General features: G+C 47.0%; 25 protein-coding genes. 15 read left to right on the top strand and 10 right to left on the bottom strand.

Translation table 11 applies throughout. The annotated features are described in order from the left end of the window. Nucleotides 1–97: 97 nt before the first annotated feature. From K7B04_RS14570 to rimJ, 3 genes are read right to left on the bottom strand one after another with little or no spacing between them, the layout of a single operon-like run. Complete coding sequence (locus K7B04_RS14570) at nt 98–1021, bottom strand: Gfo/Idh/MocA family oxidoreductase (RefSeq protein ID WP_223802340.1); 924 nt, start codon at nt 1019–1021, stop codon at nt 98–100. Between the two features lie 5 nt (nt 1022–1026). Beyond that, nucleotides 1027–1677 carry a YceH family protein gene (locus K7B04_RS14565; RefSeq protein WP_163448121.1) on the bottom strand — a complete coding sequence of 217 codons (651 nt, stop codon included), beginning with the start codon at nt 1675–1677 and terminating at the stop codon, nt 1027–1029. A gap of 9 nt (nt 1678–1686) precedes the next feature. Beyond that, a complete protein-coding gene (rimJ, locus tag K7B04_RS14560; protein ID WP_064549078.1) occupies nt 1687–2271 on the bottom strand; it encodes a ribosomal protein S5-alanine N-acetyltransferase in 585 nt (194 codons plus the stop codon). Between the two features lie 319 nt (nt 2272–2590). On the opposite strand from rimJ, the gene tatA reads away from it, so the two are divergent. From tatA to K7B04_RS14525, 7 genes are all read left to right on the top strand, one after another. Continuing rightward, nucleotides 2591–2800, top strand: coding sequence for a twin-arginine translocase TatA/TatE family subunit (gene tatA, locus K7B04_RS14555; protein ID WP_163448122.1), 210 nt, complete (start codon nt 2591–2593; stop codon nt 2798–2800). Between the two features lie 139 nt (nt 2801–2939). After that, entirely contained in the window at nt 2940–3500 is a 561-nt protein-coding gene (locus K7B04_RS14550) for a lipoprotein (RefSeq protein WP_163448123.1), read from the top strand. A 135-nt stretch (nt 3501–3635) separates the two neighbouring features. After that, entirely contained in the window at nt 3636–4682 is a 1047-nt protein-coding gene (pyrC, locus tag K7B04_RS14545) for a dihydroorotase (RefSeq protein ID WP_223802339.1), read from the top strand. Nucleotides 4683–4753: 71 nt separating this feature from the next. Continuing rightward, nucleotides 4754–4999 (top strand): DNA damage-inducible protein I, encoded by a 246-nt coding sequence (dinI, locus tag K7B04_RS14540; protein WP_064549069.1) that lies wholly within the window; start codon nt 4754–4756, stop codon nt 4997–4999. Nucleotides 5000–5275: 276 nt separating this feature from the next. Beyond that, nucleotides 5276–5530, top strand: coding sequence for a biofilm formation regulator BssS (gene bssS, locus K7B04_RS14535; protein WP_064549067.1), 255 nt, complete (start codon nt 5276–5278; stop codon nt 5528–5530). Between the two features lie 138 nt (nt 5531–5668). After that, nucleotides 5669–6787 carry an N-methyl-L-tryptophan oxidase gene (gene solA / locus K7B04_RS14530; RefSeq protein WP_223802338.1) on the top strand — a complete coding sequence of 373 codons (1119 nt, stop codon included), beginning with the start codon at nt 5669–5671 and terminating at the stop codon, nt 6785–6787. A 45-nt stretch (nt 6788–6832) separates the two neighbouring features. Then, nucleotides 6833–6946, top strand: coding sequence for a DUF2770 family protein (locus K7B04_RS14525; protein ID WP_065356368.1), 114 nt, complete (start codon nt 6833–6835; stop codon nt 6944–6946). On the opposite strand, the gene K7B04_RS14520 is transcribed toward K7B04_RS14525, so the two are convergent. Beyond that, entirely contained in the window at nt 6943–8004 is a 1062-nt protein-coding gene (locus K7B04_RS14520) for a rhodanese-related sulfurtransferase (protein ID WP_223802337.1), read from the bottom strand. The two genes, K7B04_RS14525 and K7B04_RS14520, sit on opposite strands and share 4 nt — an antisense overlap. 223 nt (nt 8005–8227) lie before the next feature. On the opposite strand from K7B04_RS14520, the gene K7B04_RS14515 reads away from it, so the two are divergent. Both K7B04_RS14515 and mdtG read left to right on the top strand, forming a co-directional pair. Next, on the top strand, nt 8228–9148 hold the full coding sequence (locus K7B04_RS14515) for a Kdo(2)-lipid IV(A) acyltransferase (protein WP_163448127.1): 921 nt from the start codon (nt 8228–8230) through the stop codon (nt 9146–9148). Between the two features lie 134 nt (nt 9149–9282). Further along, complete coding sequence (gene mdtG / locus K7B04_RS14510; protein ID WP_167576206.1) at nt 9283–10500, top strand: multidrug efflux MFS transporter MdtG; 1218 nt, start codon at nt 9283–9285, stop codon at nt 10498–10500. 191 nt (nt 10501–10691) lie between these two features. On the opposite strand, the gene K7B04_RS14505 is transcribed toward mdtG, so the two are convergent. After that, nucleotides 10692–11417: a methyltransferase gene (locus K7B04_RS14505; protein ID WP_223802336.1), complete on the bottom strand. Its 726-nt coding sequence runs from the start codon at nt 11415–11417 to the stop codon at nt 10692–10694. A gap of 47 nt (nt 11418–11464) precedes the next feature. On the opposite strand from K7B04_RS14505, the gene K7B04_RS14500 reads away from it, so the two are divergent. The 3 genes from K7B04_RS14500 to K7B04_RS14490 all read left to right on the top strand — a co-directional run bounded on the left by K7B04_RS14500 (nt 11465) and on the right by K7B04_RS14490 (nt 13684). After that, nucleotides 11465–12364 (top strand): DUF2806 domain-containing protein, encoded by a 900-nt coding sequence (locus K7B04_RS14500; protein ID WP_223802335.1) that lies wholly within the window; start codon nt 11465–11467, stop codon nt 12362–12364. Between the two features lie 67 nt (nt 12365–12431). Next, nucleotides 12432–13121 carry a hypothetical protein gene (locus tag K7B04_RS14495; RefSeq protein ID WP_223802334.1) on the top strand — a complete coding sequence of 230 codons (690 nt, stop codon included), beginning with the start codon at nt 12432–12434 and terminating at the stop codon, nt 13119–13121. Between the two features lie 278 nt (nt 13122–13399). Next, nucleotides 13400–13684 (top strand): hypothetical protein, encoded by a 285-nt coding sequence (locus tag K7B04_RS14490; RefSeq protein WP_223802333.1) that lies wholly within the window; start codon nt 13400–13402, stop codon nt 13682–13684. 121 nt (nt 13685–13805) lie between these two features. Here the strand turns inward: K7B04_RS14490 and K7B04_RS14485 are convergent, their stop codons facing one another. Genes K7B04_RS14485 through K7B04_RS14475 form a run of 3 tightly spaced genes read right to left on the bottom strand, consistent with a single transcriptional unit; the run spans nt 13806 to nt 14741 of the window. Continuing rightward, nucleotides 13806–14090, bottom strand: a complete 285-nt coding sequence (locus tag K7B04_RS14485; protein ID WP_223802332.1) for a hypothetical protein — start codon at nt 14088–14090, stop codon at nt 13806–13808. A 10-nt stretch (nt 14091–14100) separates the two neighbouring features. Continuing rightward, on the bottom strand, nt 14101–14406 hold the full coding sequence (locus tag K7B04_RS14480; protein ID WP_223802331.1) for a hypothetical protein: 306 nt from the start codon (nt 14404–14406) through the stop codon (nt 14101–14103). A gap of 2 nt (nt 14407–14408) precedes the next feature. Further along, nucleotides 14409–14741: a hypothetical protein gene (locus tag K7B04_RS14475; protein WP_223804170.1), complete on the bottom strand. Its 333-nt coding sequence runs from the start codon at nt 14739–14741 to the stop codon at nt 14409–14411. 86 nt (nt 14742–14827) lie between these two features. On the opposite strand from K7B04_RS14475, the gene K7B04_RS14470 reads away from it, so the two are divergent. Both K7B04_RS14470 and K7B04_RS14465 read left to right on the top strand, forming a co-directional pair. Next, nucleotides 14828–15975, top strand: a protein-coding gene (locus tag K7B04_RS14470) for an IS3 family transposase (RefSeq protein ID WP_223802330.1) whose coding sequence is annotated in 2 segments (ribosomal slippage) — nt 14828–15065 and nt 15065–15975 — 1149 coding nt in all. Because the reading frame shifts where the segments join, the coding sequence is not laid out codon by codon here. Nucleotides 15976–16226: 251 nt separating this feature from the next. Then, nucleotides 16227–16892, top strand: coding sequence for a hypothetical protein (locus K7B04_RS14465; protein ID WP_223802329.1), 666 nt, complete (start codon nt 16227–16229; stop codon nt 16890–16892). Nucleotides 16893–17009: 117 nt separating this feature from the next. Here the strand turns inward: K7B04_RS14465 and K7B04_RS14460 are convergent, their stop codons facing one another. Beyond that, nucleotides 17010–17753 carry an HNH endonuclease gene (locus K7B04_RS14460; RefSeq protein WP_223802328.1) on the bottom strand — a complete coding sequence of 248 codons (744 nt, stop codon included), beginning with the start codon at nt 17751–17753 and terminating at the stop codon, nt 17010–17012. A gap of 98 nt (nt 17754–17851) precedes the next feature. On the opposite strand from K7B04_RS14460, the gene K7B04_RS14455 reads away from it, so the two are divergent. Continuing rightward, nucleotides 17852–18610, top strand: a complete 759-nt coding sequence (locus tag K7B04_RS14455; RefSeq protein WP_223802327.1) for a hypothetical protein — start codon at nt 17852–17854, stop codon at nt 18608–18610. A gap of 45 nt (nt 18611–18655) precedes the next feature. Here K7B04_RS14455 and K7B04_RS14450 read toward each other — a convergent pair whose 3' ends face one another. Continuing rightward, nucleotides 18656–19450 (bottom strand): hypothetical protein, encoded by a 795-nt coding sequence (locus K7B04_RS14450; RefSeq protein WP_223802326.1) that lies wholly within the window; start codon nt 19448–19450, stop codon nt 18656–18658. Nucleotides 19451–20139 lie beyond the last annotated feature (689 nt).

The following is a 20139-nucleotide window of genomic DNA, read 5'->3' as shown; positions in this document are numbered from 1 at the left end:
ACAACCCGCAAACAAAACGCCCGGTAGACGGGCGCGAAAAAGTGGCGTTAGTCTACCGGGTTCGGGATGAATTGCTACTGCCAGTTGTTACAGCTGGTTATTCGCGGATTGCCTCATGCCACAGCCCTTCCACGATACGCTGGGCCATAATCGCCTGCTCCCCCGCCGTTTCCGGAACCGTCTGATTTTGCACGCATTCAATAAAATGATGCGCACAGCCGACAAACCCACGCTGTTCGAGGGTCGTTTGCCAGCCGGGAATCGGCCGCGTCACGACGCCAGCGCCACGCTCTTCACGCCATTCGCGCATATCGGTGACCTCATAGAGCCCGCCGTCCGCCACCGTCTGCACCGACTCACGCTGGCTGCCTGCGCGGCGATGCATACTGGTGGTAATCTGTAGGCCTGGCTGGCTGAAGTGGTGCTCGGCATAGAACATGCAGCCTTCATCGGTGGTTTGCAGCACGCCATCGCTGAGTTTGGCCTTACCGCCCGCCAGCCACAGCGCGGTATCCACCACGTGCAGATAGTCATCCAGCAGGGTAAATCGCAGATCGTGCGGGCCGACGCTGTCGCTACGATGTTTATCCATCCGCAGCGAGGCCATTTCACCCGCCTGTTTTTTCAGCTCACGGTACAGTGGCGAAAAGCGGCGGTTGAAACCCACCATCAGGGTCAACTTTTTGCGCGCCGCCAGCGCCACCAGCCGTTCCGCATCATCAAGCTTATCGGCCAACGGTTTGTCCACGCAGACGTGCACGCCTGCGTTCAGCAACTCGCTGACCACCGCATAGTGAGACGCCGTGGAACTGTGCACAAATACCGCGTCGCACTGGGCGGCCAGCGCCGCCAGCGAATCGGCGTAAGGCATGCGGTAGGTTTCGCACACCTTCAGCGCCTTTTCTTTACCCGGCGACCAGGCGGCCTGTAGCGTCCAGTCTGTTGCCGCGCTCACCACCGGCAACCATGCCTTCTGCGCAATACCGCCCAGGCCGACCACACCAATGCGAATTTTAGCCATGCTGATTACTCCCCAAGGTGCGCCAGCAGTGAATCCAGACGCTGTTTCAGTTCCGCAACTTCGCCTTCCAGCGCTTCAACCCGGTCGCGCAGATCGCTATCAGCCGCTGGCGCACTGCTCTGAGCCGCTACCGACTGCAAATCAACTTCACCGCTAAACAGATGCATATAGCGGCTTTCCCGCTTGCCTGGTTCACGCGGCAGACGCACAACAAACGGGCCGTCTTCGCGGTTCGCCAGACGTTCCAGGGTACTCTCCACCTCGGCCATGTCGGCAAATTCATGCATGCGCTGCGCGCGACCACGCAATTCACCTGGCGTCTGCGCGCCGCGCAGCAGCAGTGTCGTCACCAGCGCGACTTCGGCAGAAGAGAGTTTCAGATCGCCAAACTCCGAGTTGCAAAAACGCTGTTCGTACTTGGTGACGCGGTTACCAAACCCACTGACCGTACGCAAATAGTGGCGCTTGACCAGGGTATCGAGCTGATCCTGAACTTCCGCTTCGCTGAGCGTCATCACCGGCTCGCGATTGGTTTTCTGATTACAGGCCGTCGCTACGGCGTTGATCGACAGCGGATACTGCTCCGGCGTCGTCACCTGCTTTTCCAGCAGGCAGCCGATCACGCGAGCTTCCAGAGGCGTTAATTGGTATTTCATGGTGATTCCTTAGCGGCCAGGCGTCCATTGTGGGGTGGTTAAGGCGGTCAGTACGTGATCGCGCCATTCACCGTCAATCAGTAAATAGTCCTTCGCATAACCCTCTTTTTCGAAGCCGAGACGCGCCAGCAGATTCCCGCTGCGCTGATTATGCGGCATATAGTTCGCCATAATACGGTGAATATGCTGCGTGCGCTGCATATAACGAATGGCGGCGGTCAGCGCTTCGTACATCATCCCCTGCCCCTGCCACTTCTGGCCGATGGAGTAGCCGAGATAACACGCATGGAACGACCCGCGCACCACGTTGGAGAAGTTGGCGACGCCGATGATCTCTTTTTCCTCAGGGTCAAGCAGCGCGAAATAAAAGGCGGTTCCCTGCTTGTGGAACTCGTTAATCATCGACAGGCGCGCCTGCCATCCTGAGGGATAGCAGTGGCTGTCATCGCGAATGGGTTCCCAGGGTTTTAAAAACTGTCGATTCTCGGCGTAATAATCCGCCAGACGCCACGCATCCCGGTCGTGAATCAACCGCACAACCAACCGATCCGTGGTCAACCGAACTTTCGGCACGTTACTGCGATAGCCAAACATCTCACTACTCCTGTACCCAAACTATACCCTGATCGTTTAACTATACCTGCCCGACGGCAGCCAATGAAAACAACACGCTGTCTTTTTGCATTGTGATAAAAAAGGACCACCGCTGGCAATACGAGAAAAGGTGAGATCGCGCGGAAAATGAAGATGTTTTGTCTTAACGGACGACAGGCGCTAAGCAGTTGAGAAATGAGATAAAACGCAGAGGTTATTTTTTATCGGTTCCAGCAGGTGAATTTATGCCATTAACAGACAAATATTTCCCCGCGTGGTTTGCGAGAATTGGTCATTATTTTCTCAATAGGTTTGTATCATGGGTGAAATTAGCGTTACCAAACTCTTAGTGGTCGTCGTGCTTTTTGTTCTGGTGTTCGGCACCAAAAAACTCGGTTCCCTCGGGGCGGACCTGGGCACGGCGTTAAAGGGCTTTAAAAAGGCGATGAACGACGTGCACGCCGACACGGATGCCGACTTTACCGCAGAGAAGAAAACGGCAGAGAATAAGCCGCACGACCAAGCCTGAAGCCCGCAAAATCAGCGAGTAGCGTTCACCATTTTGCCCCATCCGCGGCACTTTCAGTATTTTCCGCTGTCAGATTGTTACTGACAGCGTATGCTGCTTATTGTCAGGATGCATACAACGCTTTACGTTGAGGAACCCCATGAAAAAATTGTTAGTCATTGCCGCCCTGATCGTTAGCGGCCTGGTTGTTGGCTGTAATCAGCTTACGCAATATTCGGTCAGCGAGCAGGAGATTAATCAGGCGTTGCAAAAACGCAATAATTTCTCCAAAGATATCGGGGTCCCGGGCGTGGCAGACGCCCATATCGTCCTCAACAATTTGACCAGCGCCATTGGCCGTGAAGAGCCGAATAAAGTGAGCCTGAGCGGTGACGCGAAGCTGGATCTGAACTCCCTGTTCGGCAGCCAGAAAGCCAACATAGCCCTCAAGCTGAAGGCCTTACCGGTGTTTAATCAGGAGCAAGGCGCCATCTACCTGCAGGAGATGGAAGTGGTGGATGCTAAAGTCACGCCGGAGAAAATGCAGTCGGTGGTGCAAACGTTGATTCCGTATCTTAATCAGTCGCTGCGCACCTACTTCAACAAGCAGCCGGCCTACGTGCTGAAAGAAGATGCCAGCAAGGGTGAAGCGCTGGCGAAGAAATTCGCGAAAGGCATTGAAGTGAAGCCAGGCGAAATCATTATCCCGTTCACCAACTAATCCCTTGTTGTTTATGCCCGATGGTGCCATGTCATCGGGCATTATTTTTTACGGAAAAGGATGCAAAGGAAAACGTTTCCGCTTATCCTTAGTGCCCGGCAAAAATGACTGATATCCCACCAGCCGGAGCCTTACATGACCGCATTACCGCAAGTTCTGAAAATTCGCCGCCCAGACGACTGGCATATCCATCTTCGCGACGGCGAGATGTTGAAAACGGTTGTTCCGTATACCAGCGAGCTGTATGGCCGCGCGATTATTATGCCGAACCTGGTTCCGCCAATTACCACCGTCGATGCGGCTATCGCCTATCGCCAGCGCATCCTCGACGCGGTGCCTGCCGGGCACGACTTCACTCCGCTGATGACCTGCTATTTGACCGATACGCTGGATCCAAACGAACTGGAGCGCGGTTTTAACGAAGGCGTATTCACCGCCGCGAAGCTGTATCCGGCTAACGCTACCACCAACTCCAGCCACGGCGTCACCAGCACCGATGCGATTATGCCCGTGCTGGAGCGCATGGAGAAGCTGGGCATGCCGCTGCTGGTGCACGGCGAAGTGACCCATGCAGAAATCGATATTTTCGACCGCGAGGCGCGCTTTATCGACAGCGTGATGGAGCCGCTACGCCAGCGCCTTCAGGGCCTGAAAGTGGTGTTCGAACACATCACCACCAAAGATGCCGCCGAGTATGTGCGCGACGGCAATGACCTGCTGGCCGCCACCATCACGCCACAGCATCTGATGTTCAACCGCAACCATATGCTGGTCGGCGGCGTGCGTCCGCATCTGTACTGCCTGCCGATTCTGAAACGCAACGTTCACCAGCAGGCGCTGCGCGAACTGGTTGCCAACGGCTTTACCCGCGCCTTCCTCGGCACTGATTCCGCGCCGCACGCCCGTCACCGTAAAGAAGCCAGCTGCGGCTGTGCGGGTTGCTTTAATGCGCCGACCGCGCTGGGCAGCTACGCCACCGTGTTTGAAGAGATGAACGCGCTTGAGCATTTCGAAGCGTTCTGCTCGCTGAACGGCCCGCGCTTCTACGGCCTGCCGGTTAACGACAGCTACGTTGAGCTGGTGCGTGAAGAGAGTCAGGTCGCGGAAAGCATCGCCCTGAGTGATGATACCTTAGTGCCGTTCCTCGCCGGAGAAACGCTGCGCTGGACGGTGAAAAAATAAAATCGCGCCCCCTGTTGTAAACTCCTGAATATGACTGTATAAATATACAGTATATTACACAGGGGGCAATTATGCGTATTGAAGTCACTATTGCAAAAACCACCGCGCTGCCGGCAGGCGCCTTAGACGCGCTGGCAGACGAACTTTCCCGCCGTATCAACAACCAATTTCCAGACAGCGGTGGCGCCGTTAGCGTGCGCTATGCTGCCAGCAATAACCTTTCCGTGATCGGTGGCATTAAAGAAGATAAAGACCGCATCAGCGAAATCCTCCAGGAAACCTGGGAAAGCGCCGACGACTGGTTCATCACCGACTAAATATTCCCTCATTGTGTTTTTTTGCCGGGTCGCCCCGGCTTTTTTTATTCCCGCGCTTGTTTTTCTGTGATCAATCCCCACTTTTTACATTAGCGGTAAAAAATTGCGCGACATGGTTGTTTATTGCGCAAATAGCCGACTAACTCAGGAATTTGTGTTGCTTTTGATTTCAATTCTCGAGTATTTATTGAAGTGTTGTATACTGATAAAGCTTCACAAAAAATTGCATTAGACCTCGAGAGTTGTTGCCTTTTAACACGTAAATAAGGGGTTATGATGGAAAAGAATAATGAAGTCATCCAGACCCATCCCCTCGTCGGATGGGACATCAGCACCGTAGATAGCTATGATGCGCTGATGTTGCGCCTGCACTACCAAGACCCCAATCAATCGAGCAATAAAGAAGCAGAAGTTGGCCAAACGCTATGGCTGACGACCGATGTCGCACGTCAGTTTATTTCCATACTGGAAGCCGGGATTGCCAAAATTGAGTCTGGCGATTACCAGGTCAACGAGTATCGCCGGCATTAACGCCGATACTTTTCTCGTCGTAATGGCAAACAGGCACCCTCGGGTGCCTTAATTATTTTCACGCTTGTATAACAACTGCAGCTTAATTTACTCTACCAGACACAGATTTCGCGCCTCATTATCGAGTCAGGAAAGACTATGCAATACGATCTCATTATTGTTGGCAGCGGCTCCGTCGGTGCCGCAGCCGGTTATTACGCCCGTAAAGCGGGTTTAAACGTCCTGATGACCGACGCCCATATGCCGCCCCACCAGCAGGGTAGCCACCACGGCGACACGCGTCTGATGCGCCACGCCTACGGCGAGGGTGAGAAATATGTGCCGCTGGTACTGCGTGCGCAAGCGCTGTGGGACGAGCTGTCCGCCGTCAGCGGCGAAGAGCTGTTCGAACGCAGCGGCGTGGTGAATCTTGGCCCCGCCAACTCCACCTTCCTGCAGACCGTCGCCCAGAGCGCCGCGCAGTTTAACCTGCCGGTAGAGCGGCTGGACGCCAGCGCGTTGATGGCCCGCTGGCCCGAAATCACCGTGCCCGCCGACTATCAGGCCATTTTTGAACCCGGCTCCGGCGTACTGAAAAGCGAACTGGCGGTAAAAACGCTGATCGCGATGGCGAAAGACGCGGGTTGCGCCCAGCTGTTTAACTGCCCGGTCACCGCCATCCACAGCGATGCCGATGGCGTAACGATTGAAACGTCTGAAGGCCGCTGGCAAGGTAAAAAACTGCTGCTGACCGCCGGTACCTGGGTGAAACAGTTCTACCCTGAACTGCCGATTCAGCCGGTACGTAAGGTTTTTGCCTGGTTCCAGGCCGATGGCCGCTATAGCCGTAAGAATAACTTCCCGGCGTTTACCGGCGAGTTGCCTGACGGCGATCAGTTCTACGGTTTCCCGGCGGTTGAAAACGAATTGAAAATTGGCAAACACAACGGCGGGCAGCTAATCAACAGCCCGGAAGAGCGCAAAGCGTTCGGTTCGGTCGCCAGCGACGGCTCAGAAGCGTTCGGCTTCCTGCGCCAGATTTTGCCCGGCATCGGCGGCTGTCTGTACGGCGCAGCCTGTACCTACGATAACTCGCCGGATGAAGACTTTATTATCGACACCCTGCCCGGCCAGCCCGACGTGCTGTTTATCGGCGGTCTGAGCGGCCATGGCTTTAAGTTCGCTACCGTACTGGGCGAAATTGCCGCCCAATTTGCGCAGCAGCAGACGCCAGCGTTCGATTTAAGCCCCTTCGCGCTGGCCCGTTTTAACCACTAAAAATGAACGGCCCCGACAATGCGGGGCCGTTCTACAGAGAATGATATGCGTCGTCTGTTTTACTACCTGATCAACAACATTCGCGAGCACCTGATGCTTTATCTGATGCTCTGGCTGCTGCTGGCCCTCGCCGATATCGCCTATCTCTATTTCAGCTAGTTGTTTTGCCCTTCCGGGTCAGGAATGCCTAAACGCGTATTCAAACGACCGCGCGACTTATTAAATATCTTATTGCCGTTTTCGCGGCCCGCACGTCGCTGACGTTGTTCCTCTTCCGGCAGCTTGTGTTCCTGCTGGCAGGCTTCGCTGCAGCAGCCTTCAAACTTCTCGGCGCAGGCCGGGCACTGAATAAACAGCAGGTGGCAGCCGTCGTTCAGGCAGTTGGTGTGGCTGTCGCACAGCGTGCCGCATTGGTGGCAGTGGGCAATCACCTCATCGGAGATACGCTCGCCCATGCGCTCGTCGAAGACGAAGTTTTTGCCGATAAAGCGTACCGGTAAGCCTTGCTCGCGGGCGCGACGCGCGTATTCAATAATACCGCCTTCAATATGCCACACCTGCTTGAAGCCGTTGTGCTTCATCCAGGCGCTGGCTTTCTCGCAGCGAATACCACCGGTGCAGTACATGACGATTTTTTTATCTTTATGTTCCTGCATCATTTCCACGGCCTTCGGCAACTGCTCGCGGAAAGTATCTGCCGGAATTTCCAGCGCCTGCTCAAAATGGCCCACTTCATATTCGTAGTGGTTGCGCATATCGATAAATACCGCGTCCGGATCGTCCAGCATGGCGTTAACTTCTGCCGCTTTCAGGTAGTCGCCGACGTCGCTGGCATCGAAGGTAGGATCGTCAATCCCGTCCGCGACGATACGATCGCGGACCTTCATGCGCAGCACCCAGAAGGATTTACCATCGTCATCAAGGGCGATATTCAGACGCAGGTCTTTAAGCGCCGGATCAAAGCTGTACAGCCGTTCGCGCAGCTTTTCCACGAGGCTGGCCGGGACGCTGATCTGGGCGTTAATGCCCTCGTGGGCGAGATAGATACGGCCAAAGACCTTGAGCTCCGTTAGCGCAACATACAGCGCATCCCGGGTGGCCTTGGGATCGACGATGGTGAAGTATTTATAGAATGAGATAGTGGTGCGTGGCTCGGTTTCTGCCAGCATCTGCGCTTTCAGCGTCTCATTCGAAATGCGGTTATGCAACACTGGCATGGTGTTCTTATCCTGCAAAATAGAATGGATGGTCTTAATCGGGGCGCATGATATAGCAATCATCGTTAATTTACATCCCCACATTTTGCGCTACATTTTCATCACCAATAATAATACCGCGCAAAATCTCTGGCTAAATTATCGCCGGTCGTGGCCCCGGCATTTTGGTTGACGGAAAAATAGTGCGACAATAGAACCAGTTGCTCGTAAAAACAGGAAACACATGACCCAGTTACCCAAGTTCACCGCTGCGCTGCTGCATCCTCGCTACTGGCCATCATGGCTGGGCATTGGTCTGCTCTGGCTGATCGTTCAACTGCCCTATCCGGTTATCTACCGTCTCGGCAACGCGATGGGTCGACTGGCATTGCGGCTGATGAAGCGCCGCGCAAAAATTGCCTACCGTAATCTGGAGCTTTGCTTCCCGGAGATGAGCGAAGCAGAACGTCATCGGATGGTGGTGAAGAATTTTGAGTCCGTGGGCATGGGCGTGATGGAGACCGGCATCGCCTGGTTCTGGCCAACGAAGCGTATTAACCGCTGGATGGACGCCAGCGGCCTTGAGCACATTCGCGCCGTACAGGATTCTGGTCGCGGCGTTTTGCTGATCGGTATTCACTTCCTGACGCTCGAAATGGGCGCCCGGATGTTTGGTATCCACAACCCCGGCATCGGCGTCTATCGCCCAAACGACAACCCGGTTCTCGACTGGCTGCAAACCTGGGGTCGCATGCGTTCGAATAAAAGCATGCTCGATCGTAAAGACCTCAAAGGGATGGTCAGAGCGTTGAAAAACGGCGAGATCATCTGGTACGCGCCGGATCACGACTACGGCCCGCGCGCCAGCGTGTTCGCCCCGCTGTTTGCGGTGAAAGACGCAGCGACCACTTCCGGTACCTGGATGCTGGCGAAGATGTCTAAAGCCTGCGTTGTGCCGTTTGTGCCGCGCCGCAAACCGGACGGTAAAGGCTACGAGTTGATTATCCTTGAGCCGGAGTGCAATCCGCCGCTGGACGACGCGGAAACGACTGCCGCATGGATGAACACCATCGTCGAGAAATGCATCCTGATGGCGCCCGAGCAGTATATGTGGCTGCATCGGCGCTTTAAGACGCGTCCGGAAGGTGTCCCCTCCCGCTACTGATCGCAACGCGCAGCCCAGGCTGCGCGTTTTGTTTTAGCTTTAAAAGCTACCCACATTGCGGTGATATGAACACGGGCGCATAATTAGCAGGCTTATAAATACACTCTCTTTGGCGATATTGCCTGCGGAACCCTATGCTACCCTCAGATGCCCCCATAAACTGGAAGCGTAACCTCGCTGTCGTCTGGCTCGGCTGTTTTTTAACCGGCGCTGCATTCAGCCTGGTGATGCCGTTCCTTCCCCTGTACGTTGAGCAACTTGGCGTGACTGGCCACAGCGCGCTGAATATGTGGTCTGGCCTGGTCTTCAGTATCACCTTTCTGTTTTCCGCCATCGCCTCCCCGCTGTGGGGCGGTTTAGCCGACCGTAAAGGCCGCAAAATCATGCTGCTGCGTTCGGCACTGGGCATGGCCATCGTCATGCTGCTGATGGGGCTGGCGCAGAATATCTGGCAATTTTTAATCCTGCGCGCGCTGCTGGGGCTGCTGGGCGGTTTTATTCCTAACGCCAACGCGCTGATTGCCACTCAAATCCCACGCCATAAAAGCGGCTGGGCGCTGGGGACGCTCTCGACGGGCGCGGTCAGCGGCGCGCTGCTTGGGCCGCTCGCCGGTGGTTTCCTGGCCGATAACTATGGGCTGCGTCCGGTCTTCTTTATGACCGCAACGGTACTGTTTATCTGCTTCGTCCTGACCCTGTTCTTTATCCGCGAGCAGTTCACGCCGGTCTCCAAAAAGGAGATGCTGCACGTTAAAGAGGTATTCGGCTCGCTGAAAAACCGCGAGCTGGTGCTTAGCCTGTTCGTCACCACCTTAATTATTCAAGTCGCCACTGGTTCAATTGCGCCAATCCTCACGCTCTACGTGCGCGATCTGGCGGGGAATATCAGCAACATCGCCTTTATCAGCGGCATGATAGCCTCAGTCCCCGGCGTGGCGGCGCTGATTTGCGCACCGCGCCTGGGGAAACTTGGTGACCGCATCGGCCCGGAGAAAATTCTTATCGTCGCGCTGATTGTTTCGGTGCTGCTGCTGATTCCGATGTCATTTGTGCAAAACCCGCTACAGCTGGGTATTCTGCGCTTCCTGTTGGGGGCCGCCGACGGCGCGCTCCTTCCGGCGGTACAAACGCTGTTGGTCTATAACTCCAGCAACCAGATTGCCGGGCGTATTTTCAGCTACAACCAGTCGTTCCGCGATATCGGCAACGTGACCGGGCCACTGATTGGCGCCGCCGTATCGGCCAACTATGGCTTCCGCGCGGTGTTCTGCGTGACCGCCGTCGTGGTGCTGTTTAACGCCGTTTATACCGGTTTCAGCCTACGCCGTAACCCGGAACCCTCTCGCCCCTAGCCCTCTCGCCCTGCGGTTTGCGTGAAAACATCGCGCAGGGCGTGTACAACCGAAAACTTCAGCTATTATTTCCCTAAATACCACGTCAAATTGCAGGGAGAAAGAGATGACCTTATACGCCACGCTCGAAGAAGAGTTAAGCAAAATACATCCATATATATCAATCAGATATAAAAACACATCTAAAAGCACTACCAGTTAGTACCGTCATAATCAACTATCACAGACTCACAGATGACCTTCGTGCCGTTCCAATCATCCCTATAGATACTCGTATCGATACCAACGCCTGGCTGTAGCTCGTAGCCAGTGTCCTTCACAAACTTCTGGTACTTCCCTGATTCTCTCCGCTCGTAACAATGTACCCCACTGTACACAAATCCTGCGGAACTTTGGGGTACTATCCACGCCCCATAGGACGCAAAGGTACTCGCGTGATCTATCACCTTGTACTCAAATTCTGATCCCGTATAACGGCCTGTATGCCCTTCTGAGGTACTGATCTTCCCAAATGGTGGATTGCCATAGGCAACATCATAAAAACGGTCTGGTGAGTACTGTAGTGCGTCACCAGTGATCCATTCTGCCTCTGGTAATACCCTCTTCCCTATCATTACGTACTCTGGGTTAAGTTCTACACATGTGATGTGAGTGGGTTTGTTTCTTAGGTACTGGTAGTAGCTGAGTCTACCGATACCTGCACATAGTTCGAAACACTGACCAGTACAGCCAGCATCCAAAATGAAATCCCATGCCAAGTACTCTGGCGTAAAAAAGGCACCTGTGGCCCCGATACCATCACCACGATAGTTATTAAAGATAAATTCTTTCTCGTCTTGCGTTAGTTGCTTATCAGAATGTACTAACTCCATCACTTTGTTGTGGTTTGTAGATTCCTTTTTTGTAATTCTTGCCATAAAATACTCCGTACAATTTGTGTACGGATATTTATGGGAAGATTCATATGAGTTTAATTAATGTTGATTTCTCTGGGTTATCGGAACCTGCGACAAAGCTTATTGAAAAGGTGAGCGATGCTATTGGTGTCCTTTACGAACCAAGAAAAATTAAGAAGATTGCAGAGGCAAAATCAGAAGTACAAAAAATAGAACTAAAGACAAATCTAGCATTAACAGAGTTAGAAGAGAGGGCTTTTAAACGAACTATGCGTTCAGAAGCTCGTAAGCAACAGAACATAGATAGCATAACTATAAAAGCAGCAGCAGAAATTAAGGACCATGATCAAAATAACATTGAACAACTTGACGAGGATTGGATTGTTAATTTTTTCAAGCACTGTGAAGATATCAGTGATGAGCAGATGCAAACTCTATGGTCAAGAGTACTGAGTGGCGAATCAATAAAAAGCGGAAGTTTCTCCAAGAGAACTATAAACTTCCTATCTTCTCTAGATAGAAGAGATGCAGAACTCATTACAAGCTTAGGGACAACGGTTTGGAATAGAGAATACAACCCTCTACCCTTAATATTCGATTTTGATAATGAAGCACTAGAAAAAATTGGTTTGAACTATGCTGCAATAAGGCACCTAGAGTCTATTGGTGTAATTACGGTAGGCCAATTACATTTTAGTGTACAATTTGGTCAAAATGAAGGTGCTCTATTTTACTTTGGCAAACCTGTTACATTAAAAATCAACACAGCAAAAAATAAAAATAAGTTTTTACCAAAGAAAGAAAACAGCGTCGATGTAGGATTAGTACTATTAACTAACATTGGGAAAGAGTTAATACATATATGCGGCTCTCAGCCAAATGAAGATTATTTTCATTATGCATTGAATAATTTAATGAATGATCATGAAGTATACACTACCATAAGACTAATAAATTCAAATGGTTAAACAATACCAATATCACTGAAAGTGGCATATATGATACATTAAGAAATCGATGGAGTCCCTAAGCTAAATGAACGTAAAAGAACTAATAGCTAAATTTCGTTTATCACATATTATGTGTATTAGTATTGGTGTACTAATACCAATCTATAGTGATGTACTATTTCTACATGAGTTCACTAGTAGTACCGTTTCTGCAATTATGGATACTGTAGTAGCGGCCTCAGTTATATTTGCAGCCTGGAGTGTACGTAACTGGACTAAAGAAAAGATCAATGGTCAAGGCTTTCAACATGCTGAAAAAATACTTTCAAACCTACATCAGTCCTATGTGATGCTTTCAACGATTATGTTCTGCTTAGATGAGTTCCACAAAGATTATATTATCTACAAAACAATTTCTGAACACGACGAAAAGAATATGGGAAATGAATCAAAACGATTAATTGCAGAAAGCAATAAATTAAATATAAAATTAAGTGAAATTGTTGCAGATCTATATTCACTGAGATCATGGAGTATGGAATGTACTCAGGAAAGTGAATACTCAAAATATATCAATGGGGCTGAGGAAGTTAGGAATAGATGTCACTTGCTATTATCAGTTGTACACCCACGAGCCAATGATAATATGAGAGAACAATGGTATAAGACATTTAGAAATATTAGAATGGAATTTGATGAAATTAGAAGTTTATATTTAAATCTTGAAATTAGATTCCAAGAGGTATTTAAAAGCGAAAGTACACTTAAAAATTAAAAAGGATAAAAATGAAAGCAATTCTAGTAATGATACCTTTGCTTCTATCTGGTTGTGCGATGGTTCAATACAATGACGGTGATACCGTTAGCCTTCAATCAGATGGATGGTATGGGTTAGATTCACTGCAAAAAACAGCAAATGAAGCATGTAAACAGTACGGCAAAAGTCGAGCCGTCTACACGCACAGTGCAAATGCTAACCCTCACCTACCAAAAGGTACTGGGGTACAAAACACTATATGGAAATGTGAGAAATAAACTTAACAAGGGGATGAAGTGAAAAACTTTTTATTGTGGTTATGGTGTGGAGTTAAATTTATTCTCCTAGTAGCTTTTTTATTCTTTATTTTAGTCAAACTAAGAGAGTACTATTCATTATCTGTTGCATTAGGTTTAATCTCATTAGCCATGACGGTTTTACCTGGTACTACTATTGTTAAGACATATATACAAACAATTACAACACCAAGTGGTGAAACTCACGATATCTGGATGTTAGCCAGTATCAGCGTAGCCTTCTTTGCAGTTATACAAAGTCTACTGGAAAAAAGAATTAAGTGATGATGACAAAGCATACTTTTGGTTAATTGGGATACTTATCTTAACCATGATTGGCTCTGCCATATTAACAAAAATAAGCCGCAAATAGCGGCTTTAATTTATTGTTTCTTTAATTACTAAGTTATGAACCACCAACCATAATCAAAAGTACCTGTAGGAGTTGTCCTAATGGTACTTGAATAACGACGATCCCGAAATAATCCAGTACTGGTACGATTAACCAGTTATATGCAATAATAATAGTTAGAACAAATCCAAGGGCATTACGCCAATGTAGCGTATTCTTCTGGATTTCAATTTTATTGATTTCAAGCTGTCCCTCTTCTGAGGTTTCCTTTTCGATAGTTTTCGTTTTCACGAAAAATCTAAAGGCAGTTGTTACGAGTTTAATTAATGATAATAACATACGCCCCCCATTATTCATTGATAGCGACGACAACCAAATAGTAGTTATTACCCCTCACAAAAATCTTATCATTAGAAAGTACCGTAACATCCAGTACAACATCCTCTAATGTCCATGTGAGAGAATCCCCAATTTTTATTGCCTGTGGTTTTTCAAATGCAATATTCATTAAGTGCTCGGCGGGATATTGCTTCAATGTCTTTTTAATTAATTTATTCGTAAGTAGAAATTTATGGTACGGTAGACTATTCATAAATGGTGTAATATCGTTAACGCGGATATCCTGCGTTTTACCTTCATAATGATTTTCAATCATGTTTACTTCCCTATGGTATATTGTCCCTTGATTTGCGTAATGATTAAATCGATCCCCTGGTTTCCTTCTTTATACCAGTCATAGAATAAATTACGTGTTTTGTTTTCTTTTAGTGCAATTACTCGTTTGTCAGACTTCTTAACACGTGTATCAATAATTCTTTTAGTACCGTGCGATTCCACAACCTTATATCTACCGGACTTCAAATTACTTTTTAAACCTGTAATGTTACCTTGTTTTGTTAATTTGGCGGCACTGGTCGGAATGAACTTATCAATACTAGAAGGTTTAACTACAACATCGTATAAGTACCTCGCCTGTATATCTTTAACCATCAAGTTGATATTAATTCCCGTTGTGAATCGCCACGGGTTTAACAGACACCCCAGAGTCATTTAAGATGACTTAAAGAGAGGTGCCCATGAGCGGTAAGCGTTATCCTGAAGAGTTTAAAATTGAAGCAGTCAAACAGGTTGTTGATCGTGGTCATTCTGTTTCCAGCGTTGCAACTCGTCTCGATATCACCACCCACCGCCTTTACGCCTGGATAAAGAAGTACGGTCCGGATTCTTCCACTAATAATGAACAGTCAGATGCTCAGGCCGAGATCCGCCGACTCCAGAAGGAGTTAAAGCGGGTTACTGACGAACGGGATATATTAAAAAAAGCCGCGGCGTACTTCGCAAAGCTGTCCGACTGAGGTACGCCTTTATCCGTGACAACAATCGTTGCTGGCCTGTCCGCCTGCTCTGCCAGGTGCTGGATGTGCATCCGAGTGGGTTTTACGCCTGGCTTAAGCAGCCACATTCACGACGGTTTCATGCTGACCTGAAGCTGACGGGACATATTAAGCAGTTCTGGCTGGAGTCGGGCTGTGTTTATGGCTATCGCAAGATCTATCTCGATCTGCGGGATTCCGGGCAACAATGCGGTGTAAACAAAGTCTGGCGGTTGATGCAACGTGTGGGGATAAAGGCTCAGGTCGGATACCGAAGTCCACGGGCGCGTAAAGGTGAAGCCAGTATTGTGACGCCCAACAAGCTCCAGCGGCAGTTCAACCCGGAAGCACCGGATGAACGTTGGGTTACGGACATAACCTACATCCGAACCCACGAAGGCTGGTTGTATCTGGCCGTGGTGGTTGACCTGTTCTCCCGAAAAGTTATCGGCTGGTCAATGCAACCCCGAATGACAAAAGAGATTGTCCTGAACGCATTACTTATGGCGGTGTGGAAGCGTAATCCTCAAAAGCAGGTACTGGTTCACTCTGATCAGGGCAGTCAGTACACCAGCCATGAGTGGCAGTCGTTCCTGAAATCACACGGTCTGGAAGGCAGCATGAGCCGTCGCGGAAACTGCCACGACAATGCGGTTGCGGAAAGCTTTTTCCAGCTACTGAAGCGCGAACGGATTAAGAAAAAGATCTACGGAACTAGAGACGAAGCCAGAAGCGATATTTTTGATTACATCGAAATGTTTTATAACAGTAAGCGTCGGCATGGTTCGAGCGAGCAGATGCCACCAGTTGAATATGAAAACCTATATTATCAACGACTCAGAAGTGTCTAGGTTATCCGTGGCGATTCATATTGATGGGTTAGCATATCTGTCTGCTGAGTACCGGATGAATCAAAGCAGTGAAGAGTATGATTGGTTCTGCGAGCAGGGGGAACTACCTTTCTGAAGATTTCACGTACTGCTCACCCTAATAAAAATAACATACCCAACATGTGAGCAGTACGTGAAGGTATAGTTTACTTGATTGTGTTTCCGATGGTAAAGTATTTGCCCTCCTTCAATTAGTTCAGGAACTGCTCTTCATGGATTGTAGAAAATTAAATATCGCTCTTTTATCCACTGTATCAGTACTACTGGTTTTCACAATTTTAGTACTAATAAAATCACTCTTTGCTGGTTCTGAAGGTTTTGAATGGGGATCTGTCAGTGACTGGTGTGGTTCCATTGCAAATCTCTTAATGGCTGGAGCCGCTATTTATACAGCATGGAAAGCTAACAATTGGTTTACAATTAAAATAAAAGAAAACGCCTTGAATCAAGTTACGACATTCTGGACCAATTGCGATGCATTCTCCTTAGATATGCTCAACGCTTATAGCAATGTACATCGGCTTAATAATACAGAACCGGAGACAGAGTCTAAAAACTTTGCCCATTTGATTTTTACGCAAAGAGAGGATATAGATCTATTAAAGATTAAATTATCTGCTCTGGAAAATCAATTTCAGTCCCTTACTTTCTGGAATGTCTCACCCAAGGATGAAACTATTTTTAGGAACTATTTTCGTACTAACTGTACAGCTTTAGATACATTCAAAGATGCCATCAACTTTGATGTAAATGACATCTCTGAAAGATATGAATACAATATTAATTTTGGGCGGACACTTGCAAACACATACAGAAGCCTTTTAAAAACACACGAAGCATTGAAAAAAAACATGAATAATTTATTCACCCTCCCGTAATAAATCAATATTGAAAAGCGGTGACGATTATCACCGCTTAATTCTACAATTTACATTTAATTTAACGAATTTTGTATTCATAATTTTTAAAACATGCCCTATCAAGCCTAAATCAATTCAGCTTTGATCGCTGTCTTTAAACAACATTTCTTTTAATCTTTCTACACTTAAGACTTCACTACCCCGATGTACCATTGCGTGACAGTTTGGACAGAGTGGAAGCATATCAGTAATTGGGTTTACCACGTAGTCCTCGCCTACTGTATGTAGTGGCTTGATATGGTGAACATGTATAAAACCTTTCCCATGTTTACCATAAACTCTCTCAAAGTCGAAGCCACAGCATTTACAGTTTGTTCCGTGATGGTCAATACATGCCTGTCTTGCTTTGGGATCACGCTCATAGGAGTTTACCGTAACTTGTTTTTTTGCACCCTCAGCATAGTTTTCAGGTGAGGTAATTTCGTCAGGAAACGGATTAGGTAAAAAGTCCGCATACCAAACTGTTCCTTCTTTTCGGAGGTAACGCTTTTCAAGCTTTGGCGTAAAACGTTTGATAACAGCTACATCTCTATCCTCATCGTTTCGTCCCTGTTCCATATCAAACGTGAAAAGATCATAACCTTCAGCTATCAATTGGATATGTTCAATAGCTTGAATATACCCCAGATTTTTTCTTTCCCTACCATCCACTACTTTGGTTCTCCATCGCTCCCTCAGTATGACTGATCTTTCTTGCTCTTTCTGAACATCCCAAGCACCAAAAATCACCATTTTCTTGTCGTGATTCACAAATGACCAACTCCAAGTCCAGTTACTACAAGTAGCACCATGCGACTGGATGAATTGTTTTCTGTTCATATGAAACCTTTGTAAGCTAAATTATTCATATTACTTTTGCCAGCAATATATCCGCATAGTATACTACCAATTCTACATATTCAATAAGAACTATTAGCATGACCAAAATAATTAATAAACAACGTTTAACTTCAACATTGATAACAGCAGCAATCATATTTTTCGTGGTTGCAACCTTAGCACTTATAAAACTATTATTTTCTCATAGTAAGGGTTTTGAATGGGGAAGCGTTACTGATACGTTAAGTGCCGCCGGTTCTGTCGGTACATTAATAATCGCTATCATCGCATTAATGAAAGTACCGGATTGGATGGCACAAAAGCATTATGATATCGCTTACAGTATTATTGAAAATGCTATATATAAAGATCTTGCTGATGTACGCTTAAAAAGTTTACTTGCTAAAAATCTTATTTTAAATTTAACAAAAAATATCGTAGAAACTGTTAGAGTTGATGGCTATAATGACAACCCTACACTTCCTCTTGAAGAATTAATGGAAAAAGTTGAGATTGGTCTTGACGATTTCCTTCGTTCAACTAATGGCGTCTTAAATCAGGTTAAATCTATATCACGCACAGACTATGACATTAGTACCAATGCAATTGAAATAACGAATGCAATTCAACATGTAACTAAAGAATTTAATGCTATCTACAATCGAACTTTTAAAGTTTATGTTGAATACGAAACTTATTTTTTTACTGATATAAAAAACAAAGTTGATTTTGAAAAAGAATTGCATGAAATTCGCCATGATGCAATAAACAATAATAAGTACCTTTCAGACATGATTAATCAAGTTTATTATCTTAATCGACCAATAAAAGATTTCATTATTCGCAAGAAGAAATAAAGCCCCTTTGGGGCTTCTTCTTATACTACAGTTAAGATATGTTTTTTAATCATTCAATAGTGTAGACAGCATCGTTTTAATTTCATCCGTTATAGCCGGATGATTAGAGTTATAGATGATTTTGAGGGCTTCAATATTCTTACCATTTTTGAAAACTCTACGCATAGATGATGCTTTAGTTCTGGCTGTACTTTCCTTCCACTCTGGATGTTCTGTAACCATCTTCTCAACAAGCTCTACAGCATTCATACCTGATTCAACACATTGATAGTACTCAACGAATGTTTGCATTCCTATCGTCTGTACATCCCGAATAGTATTGGAATCTAACCTTTCTACTGTTTTTTCATATGTGACAGGTCTTTCTTGATAAAGAAACTCAATGATATTTTTTACTCGCGGATCAATTAGTAGGGAATTACTAATTCTGAGGGTATATCCATTTTGATGTTGGTTATAAAATCCGTACTCTTTCACTAATTCATGAGGTATAGAAATCGCATATCGAATAGAGAAATCGGTGTTATATATTACTGCAATGAGTTCATCAAATTGGTTTAGTTCATAGTTTCTGATAATACCAAGTACTAATGATTTGTTTTTAAGGTTATTTTTACGTGATTTAATCTGGATTCTTCGACCATCGAGAGTAGTAGCGTCATAACCCTTAGTACTTGGTGCTGCCAGTTCCATTTGCATTTTATCAGCAACCAACCATTCAGTGTACTCACTGACAGGGTTATTCCTGGTTCGAATGACTTCCCTTCGCTCTAACTCATCGAGGGTTAGTTGATTCAATTGCATCAATTCGACAGTACTCAACTGTGATAAATCCATCATCCCGCCCATCATGTCATTTGCACAACTCGTCTACTGGTAGTATGCCCCCATTGTCAGTACTCAAACAAGACATTAGAGGTTGTAACAGCACCATTATGAAGGGGAATTAATGGGATCGGGTATTTTGTCAGTACATAAAGGGCTTAAACAGCCCGATACCCCACCCTTTGAGCGAAGCGGTACAGCAAAATACTTTAGGCACGTAGTGTCGACCCCCTGCTATGAGGTACTTAAATGTTTATGTCCTTAATCAAATAAGTAATATCCAAGAAATGAATCTCTTTTTCTATGTACTCGCAGTATTGGGTACATTCAAGAACATGTACATTTGATACTTAGCGAGTACATAGAAAAAGAGATCGCCATCCGGCGGCCTACTTTCATATATTCCCCAGTACTTTTCTCAAGTACTTAACAACCAATTCTCTGTACTTGATTCTCACTTATCAGTATTGGTTTTCAGTACCTCCCTAATCCCTTTATCAGTACTTAATTGATAAGAGCAAAGCGAATTAAACTGTGTTGTTTTTCGAGTACTAACGAGAAAAAAACGCAGTTTTACGATCTTAAATTTTTGAGTCTGACTGAACGAAGTGAAGTTAGACTTAAGACTTTATGTAAGACATTAGTTCTTCCCTTGTACTTGATTCTCATTTGTCAGTACTTCTATCTGATCGAGCAAAGCGAGA

The sequence above is a fragment of the Kluyvera sp. CRP genome (genome assembly GCF_019930565.1).
Classification (GTDB): domain Bacteria; phylum Pseudomonadota; class Gammaproteobacteria; order Enterobacterales; family Enterobacteriaceae; genus Kluyvera; species Kluyvera georgiana_A.
This window is presented reverse-complemented; position numbering and strand designations above follow the sequence as displayed.